The organism is Ruegeria sp. SATB045 (genome assembly GCF_059613525.1).
On record NZ_JBXWSR010000034.1, the window covers coordinates 29,596 to 50,477 of the forward strand.

The 20,882-nt window shown below is 58.2% G+C and carries 20 protein-coding genes and 1 tRNA gene; 13 read left to right on the top strand and 8 right to left on the bottom strand.

From position 1 onward, the window contains the following. Window positions 1-336 precede the first annotated feature (336 nt). Window positions 337-3,951, top strand: coding sequence for a vitamin B12-dependent ribonucleotide reductase (locus AC2FNR_RS18100; RefSeq protein ID WP_496850537.1), 3,615 nt, complete (start codon window positions 337-339; stop codon window positions 3,949-3,951). Window positions 3,952-4,251: 300 nt separating this feature from the next. Here the strand turns inward: AC2FNR_RS18100 and AC2FNR_RS18105 are convergent, their stop codons facing one another. Further along, complete coding sequence (locus AC2FNR_RS18105; RefSeq protein ID WP_496850539.1) at window positions 4,252-5,796, bottom strand: trimethylamine methyltransferase family protein; 1,545 nt, start codon at window positions 5,794-5,796, stop codon at window positions 4,252-4,254. Window positions 5,797-6,210: 414 nt separating this feature from the next. On the opposite strand from AC2FNR_RS18105, the gene AC2FNR_RS18110 reads away from it, so the two are divergent. After that, entirely contained in the window at window positions 6,211-6,729 is a 519-nt protein-coding gene (locus tag AC2FNR_RS18110; RefSeq protein WP_480865619.1) for an outer membrane protein, read from the top strand. A 6-nt stretch (window positions 6,730-6,735) separates the two neighbouring features. On the opposite strand, the gene AC2FNR_RS18115 is transcribed toward AC2FNR_RS18110, so the two are convergent. After that, window positions 6,736-7,923 (bottom strand): pyridoxal phosphate-dependent aminotransferase, encoded by a 1,188-nt coding sequence (locus AC2FNR_RS18115; RefSeq protein ID WP_496850541.1) that lies wholly within the window; start codon window positions 7,921-7,923, stop codon window positions 6,736-6,738. Between the two features lie 258 nt (window positions 7,924-8,181). On the opposite strand from AC2FNR_RS18115, the gene cysS reads away from it, so the two are divergent. From cysS to AC2FNR_RS18130, 3 genes are read left to right on the top strand one after another with little or no spacing between them, the layout of a single operon-like run. Next, window positions 8,182-9,579, top strand: coding sequence for a cysteine--tRNA ligase (cysS, locus tag AC2FNR_RS18120; protein WP_496850543.1), 1,398 nt, complete (start codon window positions 8,182-8,184; stop codon window positions 9,577-9,579). After that, the gene (gene cimA, locus AC2FNR_RS18125) at window positions 9,579-11,213 is read left to right on the top strand and encodes a citramalate synthase (RefSeq protein WP_496850544.1); all 1,635 of its coding nucleotides are present in this window, start codon (window positions 9,579-9,581) and stop codon (window positions 11,211-11,213) included. The genes cysS and cimA overlap by 1 nt, the downstream gene beginning before the upstream one ends. Beyond that, entirely contained in the window at window positions 11,210-11,992 is a 783-nt protein-coding gene (locus AC2FNR_RS18130) for a squalene/phytoene synthase family protein (protein ID WP_170752956.1), read from the top strand. Before cimA ends, AC2FNR_RS18130 begins: the two co-directional genes overlap by 4 nt. A 4-nt stretch (window positions 11,993-11,996) precedes the next feature. On the opposite strand, the gene AC2FNR_RS18135 is transcribed toward AC2FNR_RS18130, so the two are convergent. Next, window positions 11,997-13,223 (bottom strand): MFS transporter, encoded by a 1,227-nt coding sequence (locus tag AC2FNR_RS18135; RefSeq protein ID WP_496850546.1) that lies wholly within the window; start codon window positions 13,221-13,223, stop codon window positions 11,997-11,999. A gap of 97 nt (window positions 13,224-13,320) precedes the next feature. Here AC2FNR_RS18135 and AC2FNR_RS18140 point away from each other — a divergent pair, with 97 nt between their 5' ends. From AC2FNR_RS18140 to AC2FNR_RS18155, 4 genes are read left to right on the top strand one after another with little or no spacing between them, the layout of a single operon-like run. Continuing rightward, window positions 13,321-13,953, top strand: coding sequence for a DNA-3-methyladenine glycosylase family protein (locus AC2FNR_RS18140; protein ID WP_496850548.1), 633 nt, complete (start codon window positions 13,321-13,323; stop codon window positions 13,951-13,953). After that, window positions 13,950-14,615, top strand: coding sequence for an alpha/beta hydrolase (locus tag AC2FNR_RS18145; protein WP_480865613.1), 666 nt, complete (start codon window positions 13,950-13,952; stop codon window positions 14,613-14,615). The genes AC2FNR_RS18140 and AC2FNR_RS18145 overlap by 4 nt, the downstream gene beginning before the upstream one ends. Before the next feature lie 4 nt (window positions 14,616-14,619). Further along, entirely contained in the window at window positions 14,620-15,114 is a 495-nt protein-coding gene (locus tag AC2FNR_RS18150) for a GNAT family N-acetyltransferase (protein ID WP_496850550.1), read from the top strand. Between the two features lie 2 nt (window positions 15,115-15,116). Then, window positions 15,117-15,419, top strand: a complete 303-nt coding sequence (locus AC2FNR_RS18155; protein WP_496850552.1) for a putative quinol monooxygenase — start codon at window positions 15,117-15,119, stop codon at window positions 15,417-15,419. Here the strand turns inward: AC2FNR_RS18155 and AC2FNR_RS18160 are convergent, their stop codons facing one another. Together AC2FNR_RS18160 and AC2FNR_RS18165 are read right to left on the bottom strand one after the other, a co-directional pair. After that, the gene (locus tag AC2FNR_RS18160) at window positions 15,420-15,845 is read right to left on the bottom strand and encodes a VOC family protein (protein WP_496850554.1); all 426 of its coding nucleotides are present in this window, start codon (window positions 15,843-15,845) and stop codon (window positions 15,420-15,422) included. It lies immediately after the preceding gene. Between the two features lie 31 nt (window positions 15,846-15,876). Then, a complete protein-coding gene (locus AC2FNR_RS18165; RefSeq protein WP_496850556.1) occupies window positions 15,877-16,482 on the bottom strand; it encodes a pseudouridine synthase in 606 nt (201 codons plus the stop codon). A 211-nt stretch (window positions 16,483-16,693) separates the two neighbouring features. On the opposite strand from AC2FNR_RS18165, the gene AC2FNR_RS18170 reads away from it, so the two are divergent. After that, the gene (locus AC2FNR_RS18170) at window positions 16,694-17,281 is read left to right on the top strand and encodes an HNH endonuclease (protein ID WP_170354266.1); all 588 of its coding nucleotides are present in this window, start codon (window positions 16,694-16,696) and stop codon (window positions 17,279-17,281) included. On the opposite strand, the gene AC2FNR_RS18175 is transcribed toward AC2FNR_RS18170, so the two are convergent. Both AC2FNR_RS18175 and AC2FNR_RS18180 read right to left on the bottom strand, forming a co-directional pair. Continuing rightward, a complete protein-coding gene (locus AC2FNR_RS18175; protein WP_496850558.1) occupies window positions 17,251-17,736 on the bottom strand; it encodes a disulfide bond formation protein B in 486 nt (161 codons plus the stop codon). The genes AC2FNR_RS18170 and AC2FNR_RS18175 overlap by 31 nt on opposite strands. Then, entirely contained in the window at window positions 17,733-18,311 is a 579-nt protein-coding gene (locus tag AC2FNR_RS18180; RefSeq protein ID WP_496850560.1) for a YqaA family protein, read from the bottom strand. The genes AC2FNR_RS18175 and AC2FNR_RS18180 overlap by 4 nt, the downstream gene beginning before the upstream one ends. A gap of 144 nt (window positions 18,312-18,455) precedes the next feature. Here AC2FNR_RS18180 and AC2FNR_RS18185 point away from each other — a divergent pair. Beyond that, window positions 18,456-18,541 (top strand) — tRNA-Leu (locus tag AC2FNR_RS18185). Between the two features lie 142 nt (window positions 18,542-18,683). On the opposite strand, the gene AC2FNR_RS18190 is transcribed toward AC2FNR_RS18185, so the two are convergent. Further along, window positions 18,684-18,905 carry a hypothetical protein gene (locus AC2FNR_RS18190; protein WP_496850562.1) on the bottom strand — a complete coding sequence of 74 codons (222 nt, stop codon included), beginning with the start codon at window positions 18,903-18,905 and terminating at the stop codon, window positions 18,684-18,686. Window positions 18,906-19,376: 471 nt separating this feature from the next. Here AC2FNR_RS18190 and AC2FNR_RS18195 point away from each other — a divergent pair, with 471 nt between their 5' ends. Next, the gene (locus AC2FNR_RS18195; RefSeq protein WP_496850564.1) at window positions 19,377-20,327 is read left to right on the top strand and encodes a Bug family tripartite tricarboxylate transporter substrate binding protein; all 951 of its coding nucleotides are present in this window, start codon (window positions 19,377-19,379) and stop codon (window positions 20,325-20,327) included. A gap of 68 nt (window positions 20,328-20,395) precedes the next feature. Continuing rightward, window positions 20,396-20,881, top strand: coding sequence for a tripartite tricarboxylate transporter TctB family protein (locus AC2FNR_RS18200; protein ID WP_496850566.1), 486 nt, complete (start codon window positions 20,396-20,398; stop codon window positions 20,879-20,881). Window position 20,882: the final 1 nt, after the last annotated feature.

Genomic DNA, 20,882 nt, shown 5'->3' on the forward strand with positions numbered 1-20,882 from the left:
GAGGAATCGGGAAACACCTCGTTTCACGAAGGCGTTACAATCCGGTCAACAAAAAAGATTTCAAAAATGACGGAAAAATGACGTTGACGATCTATGGCTGAATACGTCAGATTGTATGGGCCGAATGTGGTGCCACTAAATCTGGTAGAAAAACCGGTGTTGGGCACAGGGCGAGGGTCGGAAAGCACATAATAGTAACGTGCAGCCGTTTGGACGGGTTTGCGCTGCCGCGGGTAGCGCAGGGTTCGTTGCGCCCGAATTTTTTGGCAGGTGGGCGATCCTTGATTTGGGGGTCAATCACTAAGGGACAAGTTGATTGAATCTAGGGCGGCGGACATGCAGATTGACAGGAAATTCACTAAATCGGGACAAGATGCCTACGCGGATTTGGACTTTGTGTCCGCAACGTCTGAGATTCGGAATCCTGATGGCACGATAGTCTTCCGGCTGGAAGATATCGAAGTGCCGTCAAGCTGGAGTCAGGTGGCCAGTGACGTCATCGCTCAGAAATACTTCCGCAAAGCCGGTGTGCCTACCAAGCTGAAGAAAGTTAAGGAAAAAGACGTGCCCGAATTCCTGTGGCGCTCGGTCCCGGCCGAGGGTGCAGAATTCGACGGAGAAACGTCTTCGAAACAGGTGTTTGACCGACTGGCTGGTGCCTGGGCTTATTGGGGCTGGAAGGGTGGCTATTTCTCGACCGAGGAAGACGCACGCGCCTACTTTGACGAGATGCGCTATATGCTGGCGACCCAACGCGCCGCGCCGAACTCGCCACAGTGGTTCAATACGGGCCTTCAATGGGCTTACGGTATCGACGGTCCTGCGCAGGGTCACCACTATGTCGACTATAAAACCGGCAAACTGACCAAGTCGAAATCCGCTTACGAACATCCGCAGCCGCACGCGTGCTTCATCCAGTCTGTCGATGATGATCTGGTCAACGAAGGCGGCATTATGGATCTGTGGGTGCGCGAGGCGCGCCTGTTTAAATATGGCTCGGGAACCGGGACCAACTTCAGCCATCTGCGTGCAGAGGGCGAAGCGCTGTCGGGTGGCGGCAAGTCTTCGGGCCTGATGGGCTTTCTCAAGATCGGCGACCGCGCCGCTGGCGCGATCAAATCAGGCGGAACAACCCGTCGAGCAGCAAAGATGGTAATCGTCGATGCAGATCATCCCGATATCGAGCAATTCATCGAATGGAAGGTGATCGAAGAGCAGAAGGTGGCCTCGATCGTTGCCGGATCGAAGATGCACGAGAAGATGCTGAACGGCATTTTCGAGGCCATCCGCAGCTGGGACGGTGCCGCCGATGACGCTTATGATCCGAACAAGAATGACAGCCTGAAAACCGCTGTGCGCGAGGCCAAAAAGGTCGCGATCCCCGAGACTTATATTAAGCGCGTACTGGATTACGCACGGCAGGGTCACGACAGTATCGAATTCCCTACCTATGATACGGACTGGGACTCGGAAGCTTATAGTTCAGTCTCGGGCCAGAACTCCAACAACTCGATCCGCGTGACCAACGCGTTCCTGACCGCCGTTGAGAAAGACGCCGATTGGGAATTGATCAACCGGACTGATGGCAAGGTCGCCAAGACCGTTAAGGCGCGCGATCTGTGGGAGAAAGTCGGCCATGCCGCATGGGCCTGTGCCGATCCGGGTATCCAGTTCCACGACACGGTTAACGAGTGGCACACATGCCCGGAAGACGGCGAGATTCGCGGATCGAACCCGTGCTCGGAATACATGTTCCTTGATGACACGGCTTGTAACCTTGCGTCGATGAACCTGCTGACCTTCCTGAAGGATGGTGAGTTCCAGGCGGCGGACTATATGCACGCTTCGCGCCTGTGGACCCTGACGCTGGAAATCTCGGTGACGATGGCGCAGTTCCCGTCGAAGGAAATCGCGCAACTGTCTTACGATTTCCGTACCTTGGGTCTGGGCTACGCGAATATCGGCGGTCTGTTGATGAACATGGGCTACAGCTATGACTCGGATGAGGGTCGTGCGATCTGCGGCGCGCTTACCGCGATCATGACTGGTGTGGCCTATGCGACTTCGGCGGAAATTGCCGGTGAGCTGGGTGCGTTCAAGGGCTATGAGCGCAACGCGGACCACATGCTGCGTGTCATCCGCAACCACCGCCGCGCGTCGCAGGGTGTCACGGAGGGCTATGAGAAGCTGGCAGTGAAGCCGGTACCTCTGGACCACGGCAATTGCCCGGACAAGCGTTTGATCGACTTGGCCATGTCAGCCTGGGATGAGGCACTAAGCCTTGGCGAAAAGAACGGGTACCGCAATGCGCAGGCGACCGTGATCGCGCCGACCGGCACCATCGGTCTGGTGATGGATTGCGACACCACCGGGATCGAGCCGGACTTTGCTCTGGTCAAGTTCAAGAAGCTGGCCGGTGGCGGTTACTTCAAGATCATTAACCGCTCGGTGCCTTCGGCGCTGGAGAAGCTGGGTTATTCCTCGTCTCAGATCGAAGAGATCGTGGGCTACGCGGTTGGTCATGGCACCATCGGCAACGCGCCGGGGATTAATCACACCTCTTTGACCGGCCACGGCTTTGGTCCGAACGAACTGGCGAAAGTGGACGCTGCGCTGGAAAGCGCCTTTGATATCCGCTTCGTCTTCAACCAGTGGACGCTGGGCGAGGATTTCTGCACCGGCGTTCTGGGCATCCCGGCCACCAAGCTGAATGACCCGACTTTCGACCTTCTGCGTCACTTGGGTTTCACCCGCGCGGATATCGAGGCGGCGAATGATCACGTCTGCGGAACCATGACTTTGGAAGGCGCGCCGCACTTGAAAGAGGAACACTATTCCATCTTTGATTGCGCCAACCCGTGCGGCAAGAAAGGTAAGCGTTTCCTTGGGGTTGACAGCCACATCACCATGATGGCGGCAGCGCAGAGCTTCATCTCGGGTGCGATCTCGAAGACGATCAACATGCCGAACGACGCGACCATCGAAGACTGTCAGAAGGCATATGAGTTGTCGTGGTCGCTGGGTGTGAAGGCGAACGCGCTGTACCGCGACGGCTCGAAACTGTCTCAGCCTCTGGCCGCTGCATTGGTTGAGGATGATGATGAGGCCGCCGAGGTTCTGGAAAGCGGCACACCGGCCGAAAAAGCTGCCGTGCTGGCCGAGAAGGTCATCGAGAAGGTCGTCGTCAAGGAGATCGTCCGCTCGCACCGCGAAAAGATGCCCGAGCGTCGGAAGGGTTATACTCAGAAAGCCATCGTGGGCGGCCACAAGGTCTATCTGCGGACGGGTGAATACTCGGACGGTTCGCTGGGCGAAATTTTCATCGACATGCACAAGGAAGGCGCTGGCTTCCGGGCCATGATGAACAACTTTGCCATCGCGGTCTCGGTCGGCCTGCAATACGGCGTTCCGCTGGAAGAGTTCGTGGACGCCTTTACCTTCACCAAGTTCGAACCGGCGGGGATGGTGCAGGGCAACGACTCGATCAAGAACGCGACGTCGATCCTAGACTACATCTTCCGCGAGCTGGCCGTCAGCTATCTGGACCGCACTGATTTGGCCCATGTGAAGCCCGAAGGCGCGACCTTTGACGATATCGGCCGGGGCGAGGAAGAGGGCGTCTCAAACGTATCCGAGGTCAGTGAAACAGCGGCTTCCAAGTCCTTGGAAGTGTTGAAGCAAATCAGCTCGACCGGGTATCTGCGCAAGCGGTTGCCGCAGGATCTGGCCGTGTTCACACCGCAAGCAGATGCGACCGGGATGGCGGAACCTGCCGCCGTGTTCGAAGCCCCTGCTGAAACCGCAGTGGCGACCGGTATGGACGCCCGCACCAAAGCCAAGATGCAAGGGTACGAGGGTGATCCCTGTGGTGAATGCGGAAACTACACGCTGGTGCGCAACGGCACCTGCATGAAATGCAACACCTGCGGTGCGACCAGCGGGTGTAGCTAAGGCAAACGCCCCGTCAGGCGGGGTGTAGGGACCTGGGCTTTCCCCCGAATGCCCGGTCCCGACGAATACGGAAGAAGGCGCCGAGACTTACCGACGATGCCTTTTTCCACTCGGCCGACATGCCCGTGTCGGCCGGGAACAGGGTGGGGCGGAATATTGCTCTTTCCCACTCTCTCACGGGACGGGTGCGCTCGTCCCATGCGCAGTCCAGGCCGCAGGCAAAAAAACACCGGGCGGTCAACGATATGAGCCTGGATGGCGAAACTTAAAGGGGGCCTCGGCCCCCTTTTTTTCATACACTTACGTTGGCAAGTGAATGTTGAATTTCTCGCGAAGGGCCGCGTCCAGCATGGGATCGAACCGTGCGGGTGACGGCGTGGACAAGATTTCCTCTTTCCGGGCCGTGGCCTTGGCGATCAGATCAGGCTTGTCCAATTCGGCCCATTCTTTGGGAGACGTGCGGTCGCCATAAGTCGGATACACGTAATCCGCTTGCATTCGGCTTAGCGTTGCATCGGTGCCGAGGTAATGGCCCGGGCCGCCCATGCAGACTTCGGCGATCTGGTCGAGCGCCAGCGTTTCATCCGTGACTTCGATCCCACGAACACAGCGCTGCGCCTGTCCTATAATGTCATCCCCTAGGATCAGGCTTTCAAAACAAAAACCCAGCAATGAGGCGTGCATTCCAGCGGCCTCGTACACCATATTCACGCCAGCCAATCCCGCCATGACATTCGAGCACATCTGCTCCCAGCCGGCCTGCATATCTGGCATTTTCGAGTCCGATGCGCCGGCCGCCGCGCCGCCGGGAAGATCATAGAACTGGTGCATTTGTCCGCACCCGGCAGTCAGTAGGGCTTGCTCGCCCGAGCCTATGGACATAGCGCCGGTTCGCAGGTCCAACCCAAAGGGCCAGGTGCCAAAAACTGCAGGTGCGCCTGGGCTTACGGCATTTACATAAACCAGTCCGGCCAGGCATTCGGCGGTGGCCTGTGTAATTGCGCCCGCGATGGTCGAGGGGGCCGTCGCACCGGCCATACCTGCGGACAACATTAGTACAGGCATTCCAGCCTTGATACACTCCTCCATCACTTCGCAACTTTCGGTGGCGAATTTCATCGGAGGAACAACGAAACAGTTCGAGTTCGATACAAATGGTCGCTCGCGCCACTTATCCTCTCCGCCCGCGATCATGTGCAACATCTCAACCGCTGGGGCGACATGGCTGGGCTCTGTGAACGACGTGCCGATGTGTTTGAACGTGCCAGAACAGGCGGCATACACGGTGTTCAGGTCCATCTCCATGTTGTCCGTGATGTCGCGACACACCATAGGGCGTTGAACGAAATGGATATTATCCAGTTGCTGACAAATCCGCGCTGCATCGTGCAGGTCTTGAACGGTCGAGTCCCGATACTCCCGACCATGGACGTCGACCATGCTGACAGCAGCGCCCGCGGTGCCATAGTGGACGCGCGTGCCCGACAGATCGAGATCCATCTGCCCATCACGGCTGTGCAGGGTCACGGAACGATTGGCATTGGCAATCGTGTCTTCGACCAGCGCCCGCGGAAAGCGAATGCGCCCGTCGTCGCCCAAGGTGCATCCAGCGCCGACCAGATAGTCAATCCCGCTTTGCGGCGCGTCCGCAAGCCCGATCGTTTCAAGCGCGGTCAGCGCGGCCTCGTGTATCTGTTCAACCTGCCGAGGGGTGAGCGGTTTCAGTGTTCCGCCTTCAAGGCCAGGGCGAACGGGGCGCAAGTGGTCGGGAAGGGCCGAGGCACGGGCCGCGCGACGTGCGGCACGGCCGCCGCTGCGAGAGGAGGTACGGGATTGGTCGTTCATATCAAAGTCCGATTGGTGAGTTGCGAGTGGTCTAAGGGCGGTTCAATCCCGGACTGGTCGCCCTCGGGCCGCGCGACCACGATCCGCACCGATGGTGCGGCTGATCAGCCGGATCTTCCAAACGTCACTGTGCATGAGGCTCCTCACCTTGTGGCATGCAGTGTTCCAAGTCGGGTCGCCTCATTCTGTTCTGTTTGCGACTTCGATGACCAAAAGCGAAACAAACCTGAGTTTTTCGGCACATAGATTACCTTAGGTAAAGAAATTACCCGTTTGATCCGGAAATCTGTTATACTTCGGTCACTTATTTAGCAGCAATTCGTGATCTCAATTGATTTTTAACGATTGGCTTCCAGTTGTATGGCACTCTGAAAAGAATACTCGAATGTTTTGATGAAAGGCTTTTGTAGTCTAATGAACCATCTGCTGCCCATCATTGTCGCGATGACACTGACCGGCACCATCTCGGCTTTTGCCGAGGATTGGAGCGGGGCTTATGCAGGATTCAGCTTTGGTTATGCAGATGCAGATGGCCGGAACGGCGCAAGCGGTAGTGATTCTAGCTTCGGTCCTCATGTCGGGTATGACCACGATTTTGGGAATTTCGTTCTGGGAGGTGAGCTTGAGTATAATCGGCTGTCTTTGAATCTGGGCCAGAACGAAGGTAGCCTAGACGGCATGACCCGCGTGAAACTGCGTGGCGGGTACGATTTCGGATCTGCGCTTGGGTATGTAGTTGTGGGAGCCGCACGAGTAGATTCTTCGGTCGAAAATGACACAGCTGCGGTCTACGGAATCGGCGTTGCCTATCCGGTCACCGATAGATTTGTCATCAGTGGTGAGGCTTTAAGACAGAATTTTGACGACGTGACCCGTTCCGAAGGCGGCCTCGATTCCAACGTTTTCAATTTGAGAACGACCTTTCGGTTCTGACCACGGCTACTCTGCTGCACTCTGGTCAGCCAACTCTTTCGCGAAATCACATATGGTTTTCAAAGCAGACGCAAAGCGCACGTCCTCGATTGTCATGGCCACGCGAATATGTCCTTTAGCAGCAGTGCCAAAACTCTCACCAGGCATCACCGCGATTCGACGCTTATCCAGCAGTGCATTTGCGAACTCTAAACCGCTGAGGCCGGTCGCACGCACGTCCAGCATCAGGTACATCGCGCCTTGCGCGGGCACTAAGCCGACCATGGTCTGCTCGCTCAGAATTTCGAGCGCCAGCGTCCGTCTGCGGCGGAACGGAGCCGCGATGCTGTTTTCAAGGTCATCTCCGGCGGTCAACGCAAAATGGGCCGCGTCCTGAACGAAGCCGGGTACGCCGTAGGTCGTGTGTGTGGCCAATGTGATCAGATAAGAGATCACTTTTTCTGGCCCGACGACCCACCCGCATCGAGAGCCCGTCATGGCATGCGATTTGGACATTGAGCCAACAACCAAAGTGCGGTCCGCCATATCAGGCAGGCTGCGGGGTGAGATGTGCGCTCCATCCCAAACCTGCGTGTCGTAAACTTCGTCGGAAATCAGCCACAGGTCGCGTTTACGGCAGACATCGGCCAGGCCCTCGAGGGTCTGGCGGGAATACACGACCCCGGTAGGGTTGTTGGGCGTATTGATGAGCAACGAAACCGCACCGTCAGAGGCGGCTTCGATCTGCTGGGGGTCTGGCTGAAAGGCTGCCTTGGCTGTGGTTTGAACCGCCCGGTCGATGGCGCCGGCGCCGCGGATCGTTCCAGGGTAGGTGGCATAGTACGGGTCCAGGTACAGGCCAACATCACCCGGATCGCAAACCGCCATATGGGCCGCGAACAGAGCCGATTGACCACCGGGTGTAATCAATACGTTGTTACGTGTGGTGGGAACACCGGTTCGCGTTTGAACGCGCGCAGCTACTGTATCGCGCAGCAGATCCGTACCGGGCACCAATGCGTATCCCGTATGGCCTTGTCGGGCGGACAGATTCATCGCACGCAGAATTGACGGGTCTGTGCGGATATCATGTTCCCCAATGGTCAGTTCGGTAACCGCAAGGCCTTCGGTTATCATTCGTCGGGCGCGGTAGAATACGTCCCACCCGTCGCCGTCGCCTCTGGTCAATTGCTTAATACGCCGTGACAGTTTCATGATGCGCCTCTGCCTGTTTTGTAGCCGAAAGGGCCAGAGCGTTTTGTGAATGTCAATTCGAGGCAGCGTGAAAACAGGGGCTTGGCGGAACAATGCCCGCATGATAACCAAACTCTATGAAACTGACGTTCTGCATCATTACCTGCTGCATTTCCTGCTGATTTATCAAGCGGGCCAGTTTCTTTCGTTTTCATCCCTGAGACAAGTTGCTAAGCCCGCGCCAACGCGAGACGCCACGCCGTTCTTAGGAGCCGACCGATGACTACGATCAAACTGCACAACACAAGGACCCGGACGAAAGAGGATTTCGTGCCGATCAGTGCTGACAACGTGCGGATGTATGTCTGTGGTCCGACGGTTTATGACCGCGCCCATCTGGGCAATGCGCGGCCCGTAGTGGTGTTTGACGTGCTCTATCGGTTGCTGCGCCACACCTATGGCGCGGATCACGTAACCTATGTGCGCAATTTCACCGACGTGGATGACAAGATCAACGCGACTGCTCTGGCGCGGCAGAAAGCGGGTGCAGCGGGCACGTTGGAGCAGCTTGTGCAGGAACGCTCGGACGAGACGATCGGCTGGTACCTGCATGACATGGGCGCTTTGGGCGCGCTGGAGCCCAACGAGATGCCGCGCGCGACGCAGTATATTGGCCAGATGATAGCCATGATCGAGGACTTGATCGCCAAAGGCCACGCCTATGCAGCCGAGGGGCATGTTCTGTTCGCTGTGGACAGCTGGAAGGCTAAATACGGCGCGCTGTCTGGTCGTTCGGTCGATGACATGATCGCCGGGGCGCGGGTCGAGGTTGCGCCTTACAAGAAAAACCCGATGGATTTCGTGCTTTGGAAACCGTCGAGTGACGAGTTGCCGGGCTGGGACAGCCCGTGGGGACGGGGACGTCCGGGATGGCATATCGAATGCTCGGCCATGAGCTTTGAGCTGTTGGGTGAGAGTTTTGACATTCACGGCGGCGGCAATGATCTGATGTTCCCTCATCATGAAAACGAGATAGCGCAAAGCTGCTGCGCCCATCCCGAGGGCGAGTTCGCGCGGGTTTGGCTGCATAATGAGATGCTGCAGGTTGAGGGCAAGAAGATGTCCAAGTCTTTGGGCAATTTCTTCACCGTACATGATCTGCTGGATCAGGGCGTTCCGGGTGAGGTGATCCGGTTTGTGTTCTTACAGACGCATTACCGCAAGCCGATGGACTGGACCGAGAAGAAAGCCCGCGACGCCGAGGCGACGCTGCGCAAGTGGCGGGCGCTGACAGCGGGCATCGAGCCCGCCGCCAGCGCGGCCCCCTCGTTGATAGCCGCGCTGGGTGATGACCTCAACACGGCGGGGGCTGTCGCGGAACTCCACCGTCTGGCGGCAGAGGGTGACGCAGCGGGCCTGTTGGCCAGTGCGCAAGTTCTGGGGTTGTTGGAGCCTGAAATGGGCGCTTGGGCCGATACGGGCTCGGCAGATCTTTCTGGTCATGCGGCGCGTCTGGCCGAGGCGCGGGCCCAGGCGATGCAAAGCAAGGACTTCTCGGAAGTGGACCGGTTGAAGGCGGCCTATGTCGCAGCAGGGCTGGAAGTGCGGATGAGCAAGGACGGTGTGGAGCTGGTGCCGGGGGCCGGGTTTGACGCTGCCAAGCTGGAGGGTGTGTGATGTCGAAGGAACGGCTTTATCTATACGACACCACCCTGCGCGACGGGCAGCAGACCCAGGGTGTGCAGTTCTCGACTGCTGAAAAGGTGCAGATTGCCAAGGCTCTGGATGAGCTGGGCGTGGACTATATCGAGGGCGGTTGGCCCGGTGCAAACCCCACCGACAGCGCGTTTTTCGAGGTTGCGCCAAAGACCTCGGCCCGGTTGACAGCGTTTGGGATGACTAAACGGTCGGGCCGGTCGGCCGAGAATGATGATGTGCTGGCCGCCGTGATGAATGCTGGCACGCAGGCCGTCTGTCTGGTGGGCAAGTCCCATGACTACCACGTGACCCACGCGTTGGGGACCACACTGGAAGAGAATGTCGAGAATGTCCGCGCCTCGTTCGCGCATATCGTGGCGCAGGGGCGCGAGGCGCTGTTTGACGCCGAGCATTTCTTTGATGGCTACAGGGACAATCCCGCCTATGCGGTTCAGGTCTGCCGGGCGGCTCTGGACGCAGGCGCGCGCTGGATTGTGCTGTGCGATACCAATGGCGGTGCGCTGCCAGCCGAGGTTTCGCGCATTGTGACCGAAGTGATCGCCGCAGGTCTGCCGGGCGATCGTTTGGGTATTCATACGCACAATGACACCGAAAACGCAGTCGCCTGTTCCCTTGCTGCTGTGGATGCAGGCGCGCGACAGATACAGGGCACGCTGAACGGGCTGGGCGAGCGGTGTGGCAATGCGAACCTGACCGCTTTGATCCCGACCTTGTTGCTGAAAGAACCCTATGCATCGAACTTTGATATAGGCGTCACCTCACAGGCGCTGGCCGGTCTGACGCGGATCAGCCGGATGCTGGATGACATCCTGAACCGGGTGCCCAGCAAACAATCGGCCTATGTGGGGGCCTCGGCCTTTGCGCATAAGGCGGGGCTGCACGCCAGCGCGATCCTCAAGGATCCCTCGACCTATGAGCATGTAGATCCGGGGGCAGTCGGCAATGCGCGGATCATCCCGATGTCAAATCAGGCTGGGCAATCGAACCTGCGCAAGCGCCTGACCGAGGCGGGGCTGTCGGTGGAAAAAGCCGACCCTGCATTGGGGCGCATCCTTGACCGGATCAAACAGCGCGAGGCCGAGGGCTATTCTTATGACACCGCACAGGCCAGTTTTGAACTGCTGGCGCGGGATGAGTTGGGGCAACTGCCCGAGTTCTTTGAGGTCAAGCGGTACAAAGTGACCGTTGAACGGCGCAAGAACAAGTACAACAAGATGGTCAGCCTGTCCGAAGCCGTGGTCGTGGTGAAAGTCGACGGCGAAAAGAAGCTGTCGGTCAGTGAGTCTCTGGATGAGGATGGCAGCGATCGCGGACCGGTGAACGCGCTTGCCAAGGCGCTGGCGAAAGATCTGGGGCAATATTCGCAGGTTCTGGCGGATATGCGGCTGGTGGATTTCAAGGTGCGCATCACCCAAGGCGGGACCGAGGCTGTGACCCGCGTCATCATCGACAGCGAAGACGGGCAGGGGCGGCGCTGGTCGACCGTGGGCGTCAGTGCGAACATAGTCGATGCCTCGTTCGAGGCTCTGCTGGATGCGATCCAGTGGAAACTGGTGCGTGATTGCGGGCCGCAGGCGGTGGTGGCCGAGTGAGCGTTGCCTTCGACGATGACGTAAAGGCCTGCGCCGCACTTGTGCATCGCGCTGATCCGGATCGGTTCATGGCGGTGATGGCGGCTCCGGTTGCGGTGCGACCCAAGCTCTTTCCGATTTACGCACTAAATGCCGAGGTGGCGCGCGCGCCGTGGGTCACGCAAGAGACGATGATCGCCGAAATGCGTCTGCAATGGTGGCGCGATGCGTTGCAGGAAATTGCCGAAAGTGGAACTGTGCGCCGGCACGAGGTGGTGACGCCCTTGTCCCGTGTGCTGTCGCCTCATCTGGCCGCGCAACTTGATGAGTATGTGGCCGTAAGGCGTTGGGATATATATCGTGATCCGTTCGAAGATCAGGCCCATTTCGACACCTATCTGGACCAGAGCGCAGGTAGCCTAATGGTTGCTTCTGCGCAGGTTCTGGGGCCAGCGGATGAGGGCGTTTTGCGCGACTTCGGCTATGCGGTTGGCGTGGCGAATTGGTTGCGCGCGATCCCCGAGCTTGAGGCGCGCGGGCGCATCCCATTGTTGGACGGCACACCTGACGGGGTGCGGGCGCTGGCGCAAGCAGGGTTGGACCAGTTGCGGCGGGCGCGGGCGAATGCGGCGATGGTGTCGGCACAGGCACGTCCGGCGCTGTATTCCGGGTGGCAAGCCGAATGGGTGCTGCGTCGCGCCATTGCCAAACCGGATCGTGTGGCTGCCGGGGATATGGCGCAGGGGGAAATGCGGCGCAGGTTGTCCCTGATGTGGACGGCCGCGCGGGGGCACTGGTAGGCGATCAGGCGGCCTCGGGTTCCGTAGGCTTCAACACCAGCCACAACAGCGCGCCACCGGCCAAGGTCAACAGAGGGATCATGGCAAGGTTCACCGCCGTCCACCCCTCGACCGCCGAACCGCCCGAGCAGTTCATCAACCCGCCCGAAGCAAGCGAGGCAAAGGTTACGCCGCCGAACACCAGCAGGTCATTCAAGCCCTGCATCCGCCCGCGTTCATTCACGTCATGGGCAGAGGCCAGCATCGTAGTGGCCCCGATAAAGCCAAAGTTCCAACCGATACCCAGCAGGATCAGCGCGATGAAGAAATTGCCAAGCTCGACCCCTTGCAGGGCGACCACTCCGGCTGCGCCCAGAATGGCAAGGCCAAGGGCAACGATTCTCTCGACTCCAAAGCGGGCGATCAACTGACCGGTGAAAAAGCTGGGGATATACATGGCCAGAACATGCCCAGTCACCACATCGGCCGCGTCATTGGCCGAATAGCCGCAGCCGACAACCGCCAGCGGGGTTGAGGTCATGACAAGGTTCATCAGCGCATATGACACCATCGCGCAGATGATCGCGACGGCGATGCGCGGGGTTTTCAACATCTCAAGCCGGGTGCGACCTTTGGGTGCGTCCTCTGCCATTTTTGCCGGGGTCGGGATGTCGAGAAAGAAGAACAGGACAGAGCCGATCACATTCACCGCAATCACCGCCATATAGGTGCCGAGGAACGGGATCACATAGGCGGTTGAGGTCAGCTTGACGATCTGTGGCCCGATGATCGCCGCCGCAAGCCCTCCAGCCATGACATAGGAAATCGCTTTGGGGCGGAAAGCGTCCGAGGCCGTATCGGCGGCGGCAAAGCGGTAAAAGCCGTGTGCGCTCATATAGATACCGGTCAACAGGCTGCCTAGCAGAAAGATGGGGAATGACCCCAGATACAGGCCGTAAGCCCCGACCAGACCGCCAAGCGCACCTGCAGTTGCGCCCACCAGAAAGCCAACGCGCCGTCCCCAGCGCTGCATGATGGCCGAGATCGGCGTTGCCGCCAGCATCGACCCAAGCACGATCAGTGAGATCGGAAGGGTCGCCAGACAGGCATTGGTCGCCAGCGACTCGCCCGCCAACCCGCCGACGATAAAGATCATCGGCATCTGTGCGCCCAGCACCGCTTGCGCGGCCACCAGAACGGCGACGTTGCGTTTGGCCTGGCTGTCATCGGGGGTAGTGGCGGTCATCGTCATGCGCCCATGGGTATCCGCGAAAAGCATGTCGCACAAGCGGGTTGCATATGCGTCAAAGCAGCCTAACGTGTGCGCAATCAAACAGCCTGAGGCCCGCATGTCCGTCGGACGTATCATCGAAACCAACGACTGTGTGCGTGAGGGGGCCGAGTGGCTGGGCAATGCCTGCCCGCGCATGGCCTATGCGCTGGATCAGGTGGGACCGTTGCCCCTGCGTCGCAAGCCTGACGGGTTCGCGCAACTGCTCAGCGCGATTGTCAGCCAGCAGGTCAGCGTGGCCTCGGCCAATGCGATCTGGAAACGGTTGCAGGACGCGAAACTGACCGGCCCGCGCAAGATCATGTGGGCCACGGATGATGACCTGCGCGCCGTTGGGCTGAGCCGTCAGAAAATTCGCTATGCTCGCGCGCTGGCCGAGGCGCGTATTGATTACAAGGCGTTACGCGATCTTCCTGACGCGGAGGTGGTCGCCGTTCTGACCGAAGTTCCTGGCATCGGGGTCTGGACCGCCGAGATCTACGCCATGTTCTCGCTGGGCCGCGCCGATGTGATCGCACCGGGCGATCTGGCGCTGCAAGAGGCCGCGCGTATCCTCTACGATCTGCCCAAGCGCCCGACCGACAAAGAATTACGGCAGATGGCCGACGCTTGGTCGCCCTGGCGGTCGGTTGCGGCGCGGGTGTTGTGGGCCTATTACCGGGTGGCAAAGGAACGAGAAGGGATCAGATGACTCGAGTATTGAATGCGCTCCGAAAAGAGCCTGTTTCGGGCGACACGCGCTCGGTCGTGGTGTTTGTGCATGGCTATGGCGCCAACGGGGCCGATCTGCTGGGGCTGGCCGAACCACTGGGTGAGCATCTACCCGACACGCTGTTCGTGGCGCCCGACGCGCCCGAGCAAATCCCTGGTATGCCCAACGGATTTCAATGGTTCCCGATCCCGTGGATCGACGGCTCGTCCGAAGAAGAGGCGCGTCGCGGTATGGAGATGGCGGTCGAGGATTTCAACGCCTTCCTTGACGCGCTGATGGTGGATGAGGACGTGCTGCCCGAACAGGTGGTGCTGTTCGGCTTCAGTCAGGGCACGATGATGAGCCTGCACGTGGCCCCGCGCCGCGAAGACCCGGTAGCTGGGATCGTCGCCTTCTCGGGCCGGTTGCTAGAGCCTGATCTGCTGCCCGATGAGACGGTCAGTCGGATGCCGATCCTTCTGGTGCATGGAGACGCTGATGATGTGGTGCCGCCGCAATCGCTGCCTGAGGCGGCCGAGGCGCTGCAGGCTGCCGATTTCAAAGAGGTTTACGCCCATATCATGAAGGGTACCGGCCACGGTATCGCGCCTGATGGCCTGAGCGTAGCGTTGGCCTTCATGCGTGACAAGCTGAGCCTGTGATCCAATGATCGCAGTCCGGCCGATGATGCCCGAGGATGTGGCAGCCGCGTGTCGGATCCTCAACCAGATTATCGAGATCGGGGGGACGACTGCGTTCGAGATCCCGTTCTCTGAGGCACTTTTTGCGCAAAGCTACCTGGATGGGCCGGACAAGATTTGTTGTCATGTTGCGCTGGACCGTGATGGCGAGGTGGCCGGTTTCCAGTGGCTGGGATCGCATGCAAAATTGCCTGACGACTGCGCCGATATCGCCACTTTTGCGCGCCGCGATCCGGTTTTGAAAGGTGTTGGGCGCGCGCTGTTTGCCGAAACCTCGAAACATGCGGCGGCTTTGGGGTTCAGCGCGATCAATGCCACGATCCGGGCCGATAACCGCCAAGGGTTGAGCTACTACGACAAGATGGGTTTTCTGGACTACTCGGTCGCTTATGGCGTTCCCCTTCGGGACGGCACACCGGTTGATCGGATTTCCAAACGGTTTGAACTGAGAAAGGGTTAAGAATGCTGGTCGTTACTGGAACGGTTGAGGTCGCGCCGGAAGGCGTTGAACGGGCGGCAAAAGCCGCGCAGGAAATGGTGGCGGAAACGGTGAAAGAACAAGGCTGTAACATCTACGAATTCAGCCAGGTTCTTGGGCATTCCAACCGCTTCCGAGTGTACGAAGAGTGGGAAAGCCAAGCTGCGCTTGAGGCGCATATGGCCACGCCGCATATGGCCGTGTTTCAGGATGCTTTGGGTAAGGTTGGGGTCACATCCGCAGATATTTACCGCATCGTAGGCGGCGAAAAACAGCCGCTTCGGTAATCAATTCCAAAGGTGGGGTTCTGTGAACTCCACCGAGTTGCCCGCCGGATCGCGCACGTAAAGCGAGTGCGCACCGTTCGGCCAATCGAACTCGGCATCCAGGGGTACGTTCCAGTCCAGCAGGTGTTTGCGCATCACCGCGATCTGGTCGCGGGGCATGGACAGGCAGACATGGCCCGGTCCGCGCGCTCCATGAGGGGGCACGGGCAGGTCGGGGTTCAGTGGCGGTTTCTCGGTCTCGTCAGCGTTGAAGATCAGCAGAACCGTCGCACCCACGCGATAGAACACATGCCGGTCGGTAACCCGCTGGATTTTTTTCAGCGCCAGAACCTCACCATAGAATTGTTCGGCCACGTCAAGGTCATCGACGTACAAAGCGGCCTCAAGAATGCCCTGCGGGGTGGGGATATCCGACGTGATTTTCATGGCCTAAGCCTATCACAAACGGAGTTTTTTGTCACCGACGGGGTCGGCGGTCACGTTTACGCTGTGGTGCCGCGTTGATCGCGGGTTCGGATAGGCTGTCCCATTGGCCGGGATCCAGCCCATCCAGCGTCCAGTCGCCGATGCGGGCGCGGATCAGGCGCAGGGTCGGGTGGCCCACAGCCGCCGTCATGCGGCGAACCTGCCGGTTCTTGCCTTCGCGTAGGGTCAGTTCGATCCAGCAATCGGGCACTGTCTGACGTTCGCGGATCGGAGGGGTGCGCGGCCAAAGCCCATCGGGTTCATCCATCATCCGGGCCTTGGCGGGGCGGGTCACGCCATCTTTCAACTCAACCCCGTCGCGCAGCGCCTTCAGCGCGGCGGCATCGGGCAGCCCTTCGACCTGTACCCAGTAGGTTTTGGCCATCTTGTGCTTAGGGTCGGCGATATGCGCCTGCAGCCGCCCATTGTCGGTCAGCAGCATCAGCCCTTCGCTGTCACGGTCCAACCGCCCGGCAGGATAGACGCCCGGTAGGTCGATGAAATCCGACAGGGTGCTGCGCGGTGTGTCCGCGTTCGCCCGGTCGGTAAATTGCGGCAGCACGTCGAAGGGTTTGTTGAATCGAATAAACCAGCTCATGGCCTTCGCCATAGCGCGGCGGATACTGTCGTGCAACCTGTGGATAACTGTCATGTGCCTGTTACGCAGGCAGCTTACCCATTCCCCGAGATATTGTGGATACTCAGGGCTTGTCAGAGTTTTAACACGATATATAGTTAACTTAAGGCCGGGGCGGGTGTTCCCCGCTCTGATGTCAAACGGGCAGAGCAGAGCGAGGAGCGATTCTGATATGGACGCAGACTTCAGGACCGAATTTGTCAGGGAACCCGGTGCGCTAAAGCATCATCCGGCACTGGTTTTGAACGCCGATTATCGCCCCTTGTCTTACTATCCACTGTCCCTTTGGCCATGGCAGGAGGCTGTGAAAGCCGCCTGGCTGGATCGGGTGGACATTGTGGCCGAGTATGACGAGGTCGTCCGAAGCCCCAGCACTGAAATCCGAATACCGTCGGTTGTTGTGCTGAAAGACTATGTAAAACCCAGAAAGCGCGTGGCCTTCACGCGCTTTAATTTATTTCTAAGGGATGAATTCCGCTGCCAGTATTGCGGCAGCCGGGGGGATCTGACGTTTGACCACGTGGTGCCGCGTGCCGCAGGCGGTGTGACCAGTTGGCAGAATGTGGTGGCGGCGTGCAGCCCGTGCAACCTGCGCAAAGGGTCGAAATCGCTGCGGCAGGCAGGAATGACCCTGCGCAAGCCGCCGCGCCAGCCCGATGCCGAAGCCTTGCGCAATGTCGGGCGGAAGTTCCCGCCCAATCACCTGCATGACAGCTGGATCGACTTTCTTTACTGGGATGCCGAGCTGGACGAGTTCTGACGCCAGGCCAGCATCCAGAATACAATCAGCACAGTCGAGATTACGCCGTTCCAGGCGGCCATGGACAATCCGAACATCTCCCACGGGATGTCATCGCAGCGTACAAGGGGCGCGGTCATGATCTGGTCGAACAGGTCCTGAGTCGATAGTCCTCCGATATCACCGGAAGTGCAGCTTGAGGGGCCTTCCCACCACCCTTGCTCGACCCCGGCGTGGAAAAAGCCGATAGACGCAGTGGACAGCGCAGCTAGTGCTCCGACGAGGGGTAAAAAGTTCAAACGCGGCAGCGCCAGAGCCAACGCGCCTACAACGAAAGCTACGGCATGAGGATAGCGTTGCCAAATGCACATTTTGCAAGGTGCCATACCGCCAAGGTATTGAAATGCCCACGCCCCCAGCAGCAACGCGCCAGAGCCGCCGGCAGCGACCAAAATCAGTTGAGCTCTTCGTGTCATATGTATTTCACCACGAGAAAGCCGCCGAACAGCAGGATTATGAACAACGTGAACATCAGGCCCAGTCGCTTTTCGATGAAGGCGCGGATCGGCTCTCCAAAGCCCCACAAAAGACCGGCTACAATGAAAAAGCGCAATGCACGTGCCAGAATCGACGTCGCAATGAATGTGCCCAGAGGCATGCCGGTCCAGCCCGACATAATGGTGATGACCTTGTAAGGAAAGGGGGTCACGCCCGCCGCCAGTACAGCCCAGAACCCGAAATCGTTGAAACGGGTGTTGAATTCCTCCATCGCGTGAGCCTTGCCCATGGATTCGAGGATGGGCTGACCGAGGCTTTCATAGAAAAACGCCCCAATCGCGTATCCAAGCAACCCACCGAGCACCGATGCGACCAACGCAACTGCCGCGATCAACCACGCGCGTGAGGGTCGCGCCAGGATCATCGGAATCATCAGCACATCGGGCGGAATCGGAAAGAACGAGCTTTCAATAAAGGCCACTACGGCCAATGCCCACAAAGCGTGCGGGTGTTCGGCCAGACGAATAGTCCAGTCATAGAGTGATCGTATCATTCGGCGCCAAAATCCCGGTCAACAGATGGGTTAGCCAAATCACGCGGTCATCCTAGGGTCAACTGCCGCCGGAAAAACAAATGACGATGGGTTGTTTTTTGCCTCTGGACCTTCCTGAACTTGGGCGCTAATCCAGTGTTCGTGGCCCAAGTGGCGGAATGGTAGACGCAGGGGATTCAAAATCCCCCGCCTTCACGGGCGTGAGAGTTCGAGTCTCTCCTTGGGCACCACAAGATTGCTATAAATATAATAGTATCAGTGACTTGTATTTTTCACTCCTGTTTAGCCCCCCAAATAGTCCCCCATGAGATCTATGGTGGATGAGTCGCTTGATCCTTTTGGAATCTCCGACACCGGATGTCCCGGATGTAATCAGTCCAGCGTGAAGTTGACTATGAGGCGGTCGGTATCCACCACTTCATCATCCTGTTTCCGCGGCAGAGCTTTGGCATGCCCAAATGGAATGAGAAACATCGCAATCTTGATAGCCTTGTCATGATTGCCCTTATCAACAGCGCCTTTCAGCTGCCCAAACAAGTATTGCATCGGTTCAACGTAGTTTCGACGCGATGCTAAATCTTCGTACCGCTTCATACGGTTACGCTTGAGTTTGTCCCGCTTTGACATGCGAGGATTATAACTATCCAACGCCTACTTGGAAAGAAAAGACGTTCGTTCTGCACGCAAAGCTGACGTTCGCTGTAAGTGCAGCGAAAGTCTGCGCTGAGCCCAAATCGGCCTTTCGTTTAAATGGATCAAACGTTTTGAAAGTGCACGAGTTCTGTGCGTTAGCATTGTGGCCTTACTCAAGCGAATAGCTGACGCAAAATTCTTGAAAAACCCTTTGAAATTGCTGGGCTGTTGAAAGTCAGATTTGGGCTGAGGTCGGTCAATCACCTAAGAATAGTCAAAACAGCTTTTCCTATTTTCTCTCCCATTTTTAAGGCAGGTGCCGGCAAATAAAAAACTTGGTATACCAAATTCCAAATACCTGATACGACAGCTGTGCGAGATTGCGAATCGGATCTGAGGAGGCCCGGTTCGAGAACTTAGGAGGATCGATAAATGATGAAGTTTCTTGCCACCGTTTCGGTTGCGGCCATGACCCTGACTGGGACCATCGCTGCTGCCGATGAATACCCGTCCAAAACCATCGAGGTTGTAACCCATGCTGGTAACGGCGGCGGTACTGACGTCACCACTCGCATGATGATGCTGCGTGCCCGTCGCGAACTGGGCACCGACATGGTCGTCGTAAACAAGAAAGGCGGCGGTGGCGCGGTTGCTATGGACCACTACTTGACTGTTCCGGCGGATGGCTATTCGATCTTGACCTTTACCATCGGTCATGCCGCAACAGTTGCCAAAGGCAAGACTGAGATGTCTCTGGATGATATCCGCCCGATCGCTCGTGGTACCGATGACCCTCAGATCCTGATGGTGCGTTGTGGTGAATACGAGGATGCTGAAGCTTTTGTCGCGGCTCAGAAGGAATCACCAATCAGCTATGGCACCACCCATTTGGGCAACATCGATGACGTATCGGCATTTATGTTCACCAAAAAAGGCGGCATGCAGACCCCGAAAATCGTTCCCTTCGAAGGCGGTGGCGAACTCGCGACCCAACTGGTTGCAGGTGCGGTTGACGCGGCTGTTCTGAACCTGGCCGAAGCCGGATCACAGATCGACGCAGGCGACGTTTGCCCGATCGTTGTTTTGGCCAGCGAGCGTATGGCAGGTCTGCCGGATGTGAAAACCGCCAAAGAGATGGGCATTGATGTCAGCTTCTCGACCGTTCGCGGCTTTGTTGTTCACGCCGATACGCCTGATGATGTTGCTGCAAAGATCGAGGATTCACTGCTGAAGTCCATGAACCACGGCGTTTACCAAGGCTTTTTGGAATCCGTCGGATTGGACAGCACGTCGGTGGTGGGTTCCGAAGAGTGGGGCAACCAGATCACTACTATGGTCACCGATATGGAATCCGCTCTGAAAGAGCTGGGTTTTATCGAATAATCTGACCCTTTACGCGCGGCAGGTCAGTTGCTTGCCGCGCTCACTTTTTGTGCGAACTGGTACAACTAATGCAAAAGTCCAATGAGAATACCGGACACGGTCCAAAGCGCGGTTTCGCGCAGCTCGCCGTCCCTTTGGGGATCTTGGTGTTTTGTGCCTGGGCCTTCTGGCTTTCGACGCAATTCGAACGCGTTCCGCCAATCCTGAAACGCGGTATGCAGCCCTCCGATTTCCCTCAACTGGTTATCGGTCTGATCATTCTACTGTCAGTCTGGTTGCTTTTTAAGGACCGTGATGAGGTCCCTGCAAAGCTCTCGCGACTTGTACAGTCCACAATCGGATTGCTCGTCGGGTTCCTGCTGATTGCCGAGATTGATCTCTTCCTTGGGCTGGGGCTGTTTGCTGTGTCGCTCGCGGCCCTGTGGGGTGAGCGGCGTGTCTGGGCACTTGTGCTGGTCGGCATCATCGCACCGCTGACGGTTTTCTTCTTGTTCAACGGCATTTTTGAGGTCCGCTTCCCGCGCGGGATCCTCACCAACCTCTGGTACGGGTAAA

Excerpts from the sequence above, each read along its gene's own strand:
- AC2FNR_RS18100 (WP_496850537.1), top strand. The coding sequence starts at position 337 with ATGCAGATTGACAGGAAATTCACTAAATCGGGACAAGATGCCTACGCG.
- AC2FNR_RS18105 (WP_496850539.1), bottom strand. The coding sequence starts at position 5,796 with ATGAACGACCAATCCCGTACCTCCTCTCGCAGCGGCGGCCGTGCCGCA.
- AC2FNR_RS18110 (WP_480865619.1), top strand. The coding sequence starts at position 6,211 with ATGAACCATCTGCTGCCCATCATTGTCGCGATGACACTGACCGGCACC.
- AC2FNR_RS18115 (WP_496850541.1), bottom strand. The coding sequence starts at position 7,923 with ATGAAACTGTCACGGCGTATTAAGCAATTGACCAGAGGCGACGGCGAC.
- cysS (WP_496850543.1), top strand. The coding sequence starts at position 8,182 with ATGACTACGATCAAACTGCACAACACAAGGACCCGGACGAAAGAGGAT.
- cimA (WP_496850544.1), top strand. The coding sequence starts at position 9,579 with ATGTCGAAGGAACGGCTTTATCTATACGACACCACCCTGCGCGACGGG.
- AC2FNR_RS18135 (WP_496850546.1), bottom strand. The coding sequence starts at position 13,223 with ATGACGATGACCGCCACTACCCCCGATGACAGCCAGGCCAAACGCAAC.
- AC2FNR_RS18140 (WP_496850548.1), top strand. The coding sequence starts at position 13,321 with ATGTCCGTCGGACGTATCATCGAAACCAACGACTGTGTGCGTGAGGGG.
- AC2FNR_RS18145 (WP_480865613.1), top strand. The coding sequence starts at position 13,950 with ATGACTCGAGTATTGAATGCGCTCCGAAAAGAGCCTGTTTCGGGCGAC.
- AC2FNR_RS18150 (WP_496850550.1), top strand. The coding sequence starts at position 14,620 with ATGATCGCAGTCCGGCCGATGATGCCCGAGGATGTGGCAGCCGCGTGT.
- AC2FNR_RS18155 (WP_496850552.1), top strand. The coding sequence starts at position 15,117 with ATGCTGGTCGTTACTGGAACGGTTGAGGTCGCGCCGGAAGGCGTTGAA.
- AC2FNR_RS18160 (WP_496850554.1), bottom strand. The coding sequence starts at position 15,845 with ATGAAAATCACGTCGGATATCCCCACCCCGCAGGGCATTCTTGAGGCC.
- AC2FNR_RS18165 (WP_496850556.1), bottom strand. The coding sequence starts at position 16,482 with ATGAGCTGGTTTATTCGATTCAACAAACCCTTCGACGTGCTGCCGCAA.
- AC2FNR_RS18170 (WP_170354266.1), top strand. The coding sequence starts at position 16,694 with ATGGACGCAGACTTCAGGACCGAATTTGTCAGGGAACCCGGTGCGCTA.
- AC2FNR_RS18175 (WP_496850558.1), bottom strand. The coding sequence starts at position 17,736 with ATGACACGAAGAGCTCAACTGATTTTGGTCGCTGCCGGCGGCTCTGGC.
- AC2FNR_RS18180 (WP_496850560.1), bottom strand. The coding sequence starts at position 18,311 with ATGATACGATCACTCTATGACTGGACTATTCGTCTGGCCGAACACCCG.
- AC2FNR_RS18190 (WP_496850562.1), bottom strand. The coding sequence starts at position 18,905 with ATGAAGCGGTACGAAGATTTAGCATCGCGTCGAAACTACGTTGAACCG.
- AC2FNR_RS18195 (WP_496850564.1), top strand. The coding sequence starts at position 19,377 with ATGATGAAGTTTCTTGCCACCGTTTCGGTTGCGGCCATGACCCTGACT.
- AC2FNR_RS18200 (WP_496850566.1), top strand. The coding sequence starts at position 20,396 with ATGCAAAAGTCCAATGAGAATACCGGACACGGTCCAAAGCGCGGTTTC.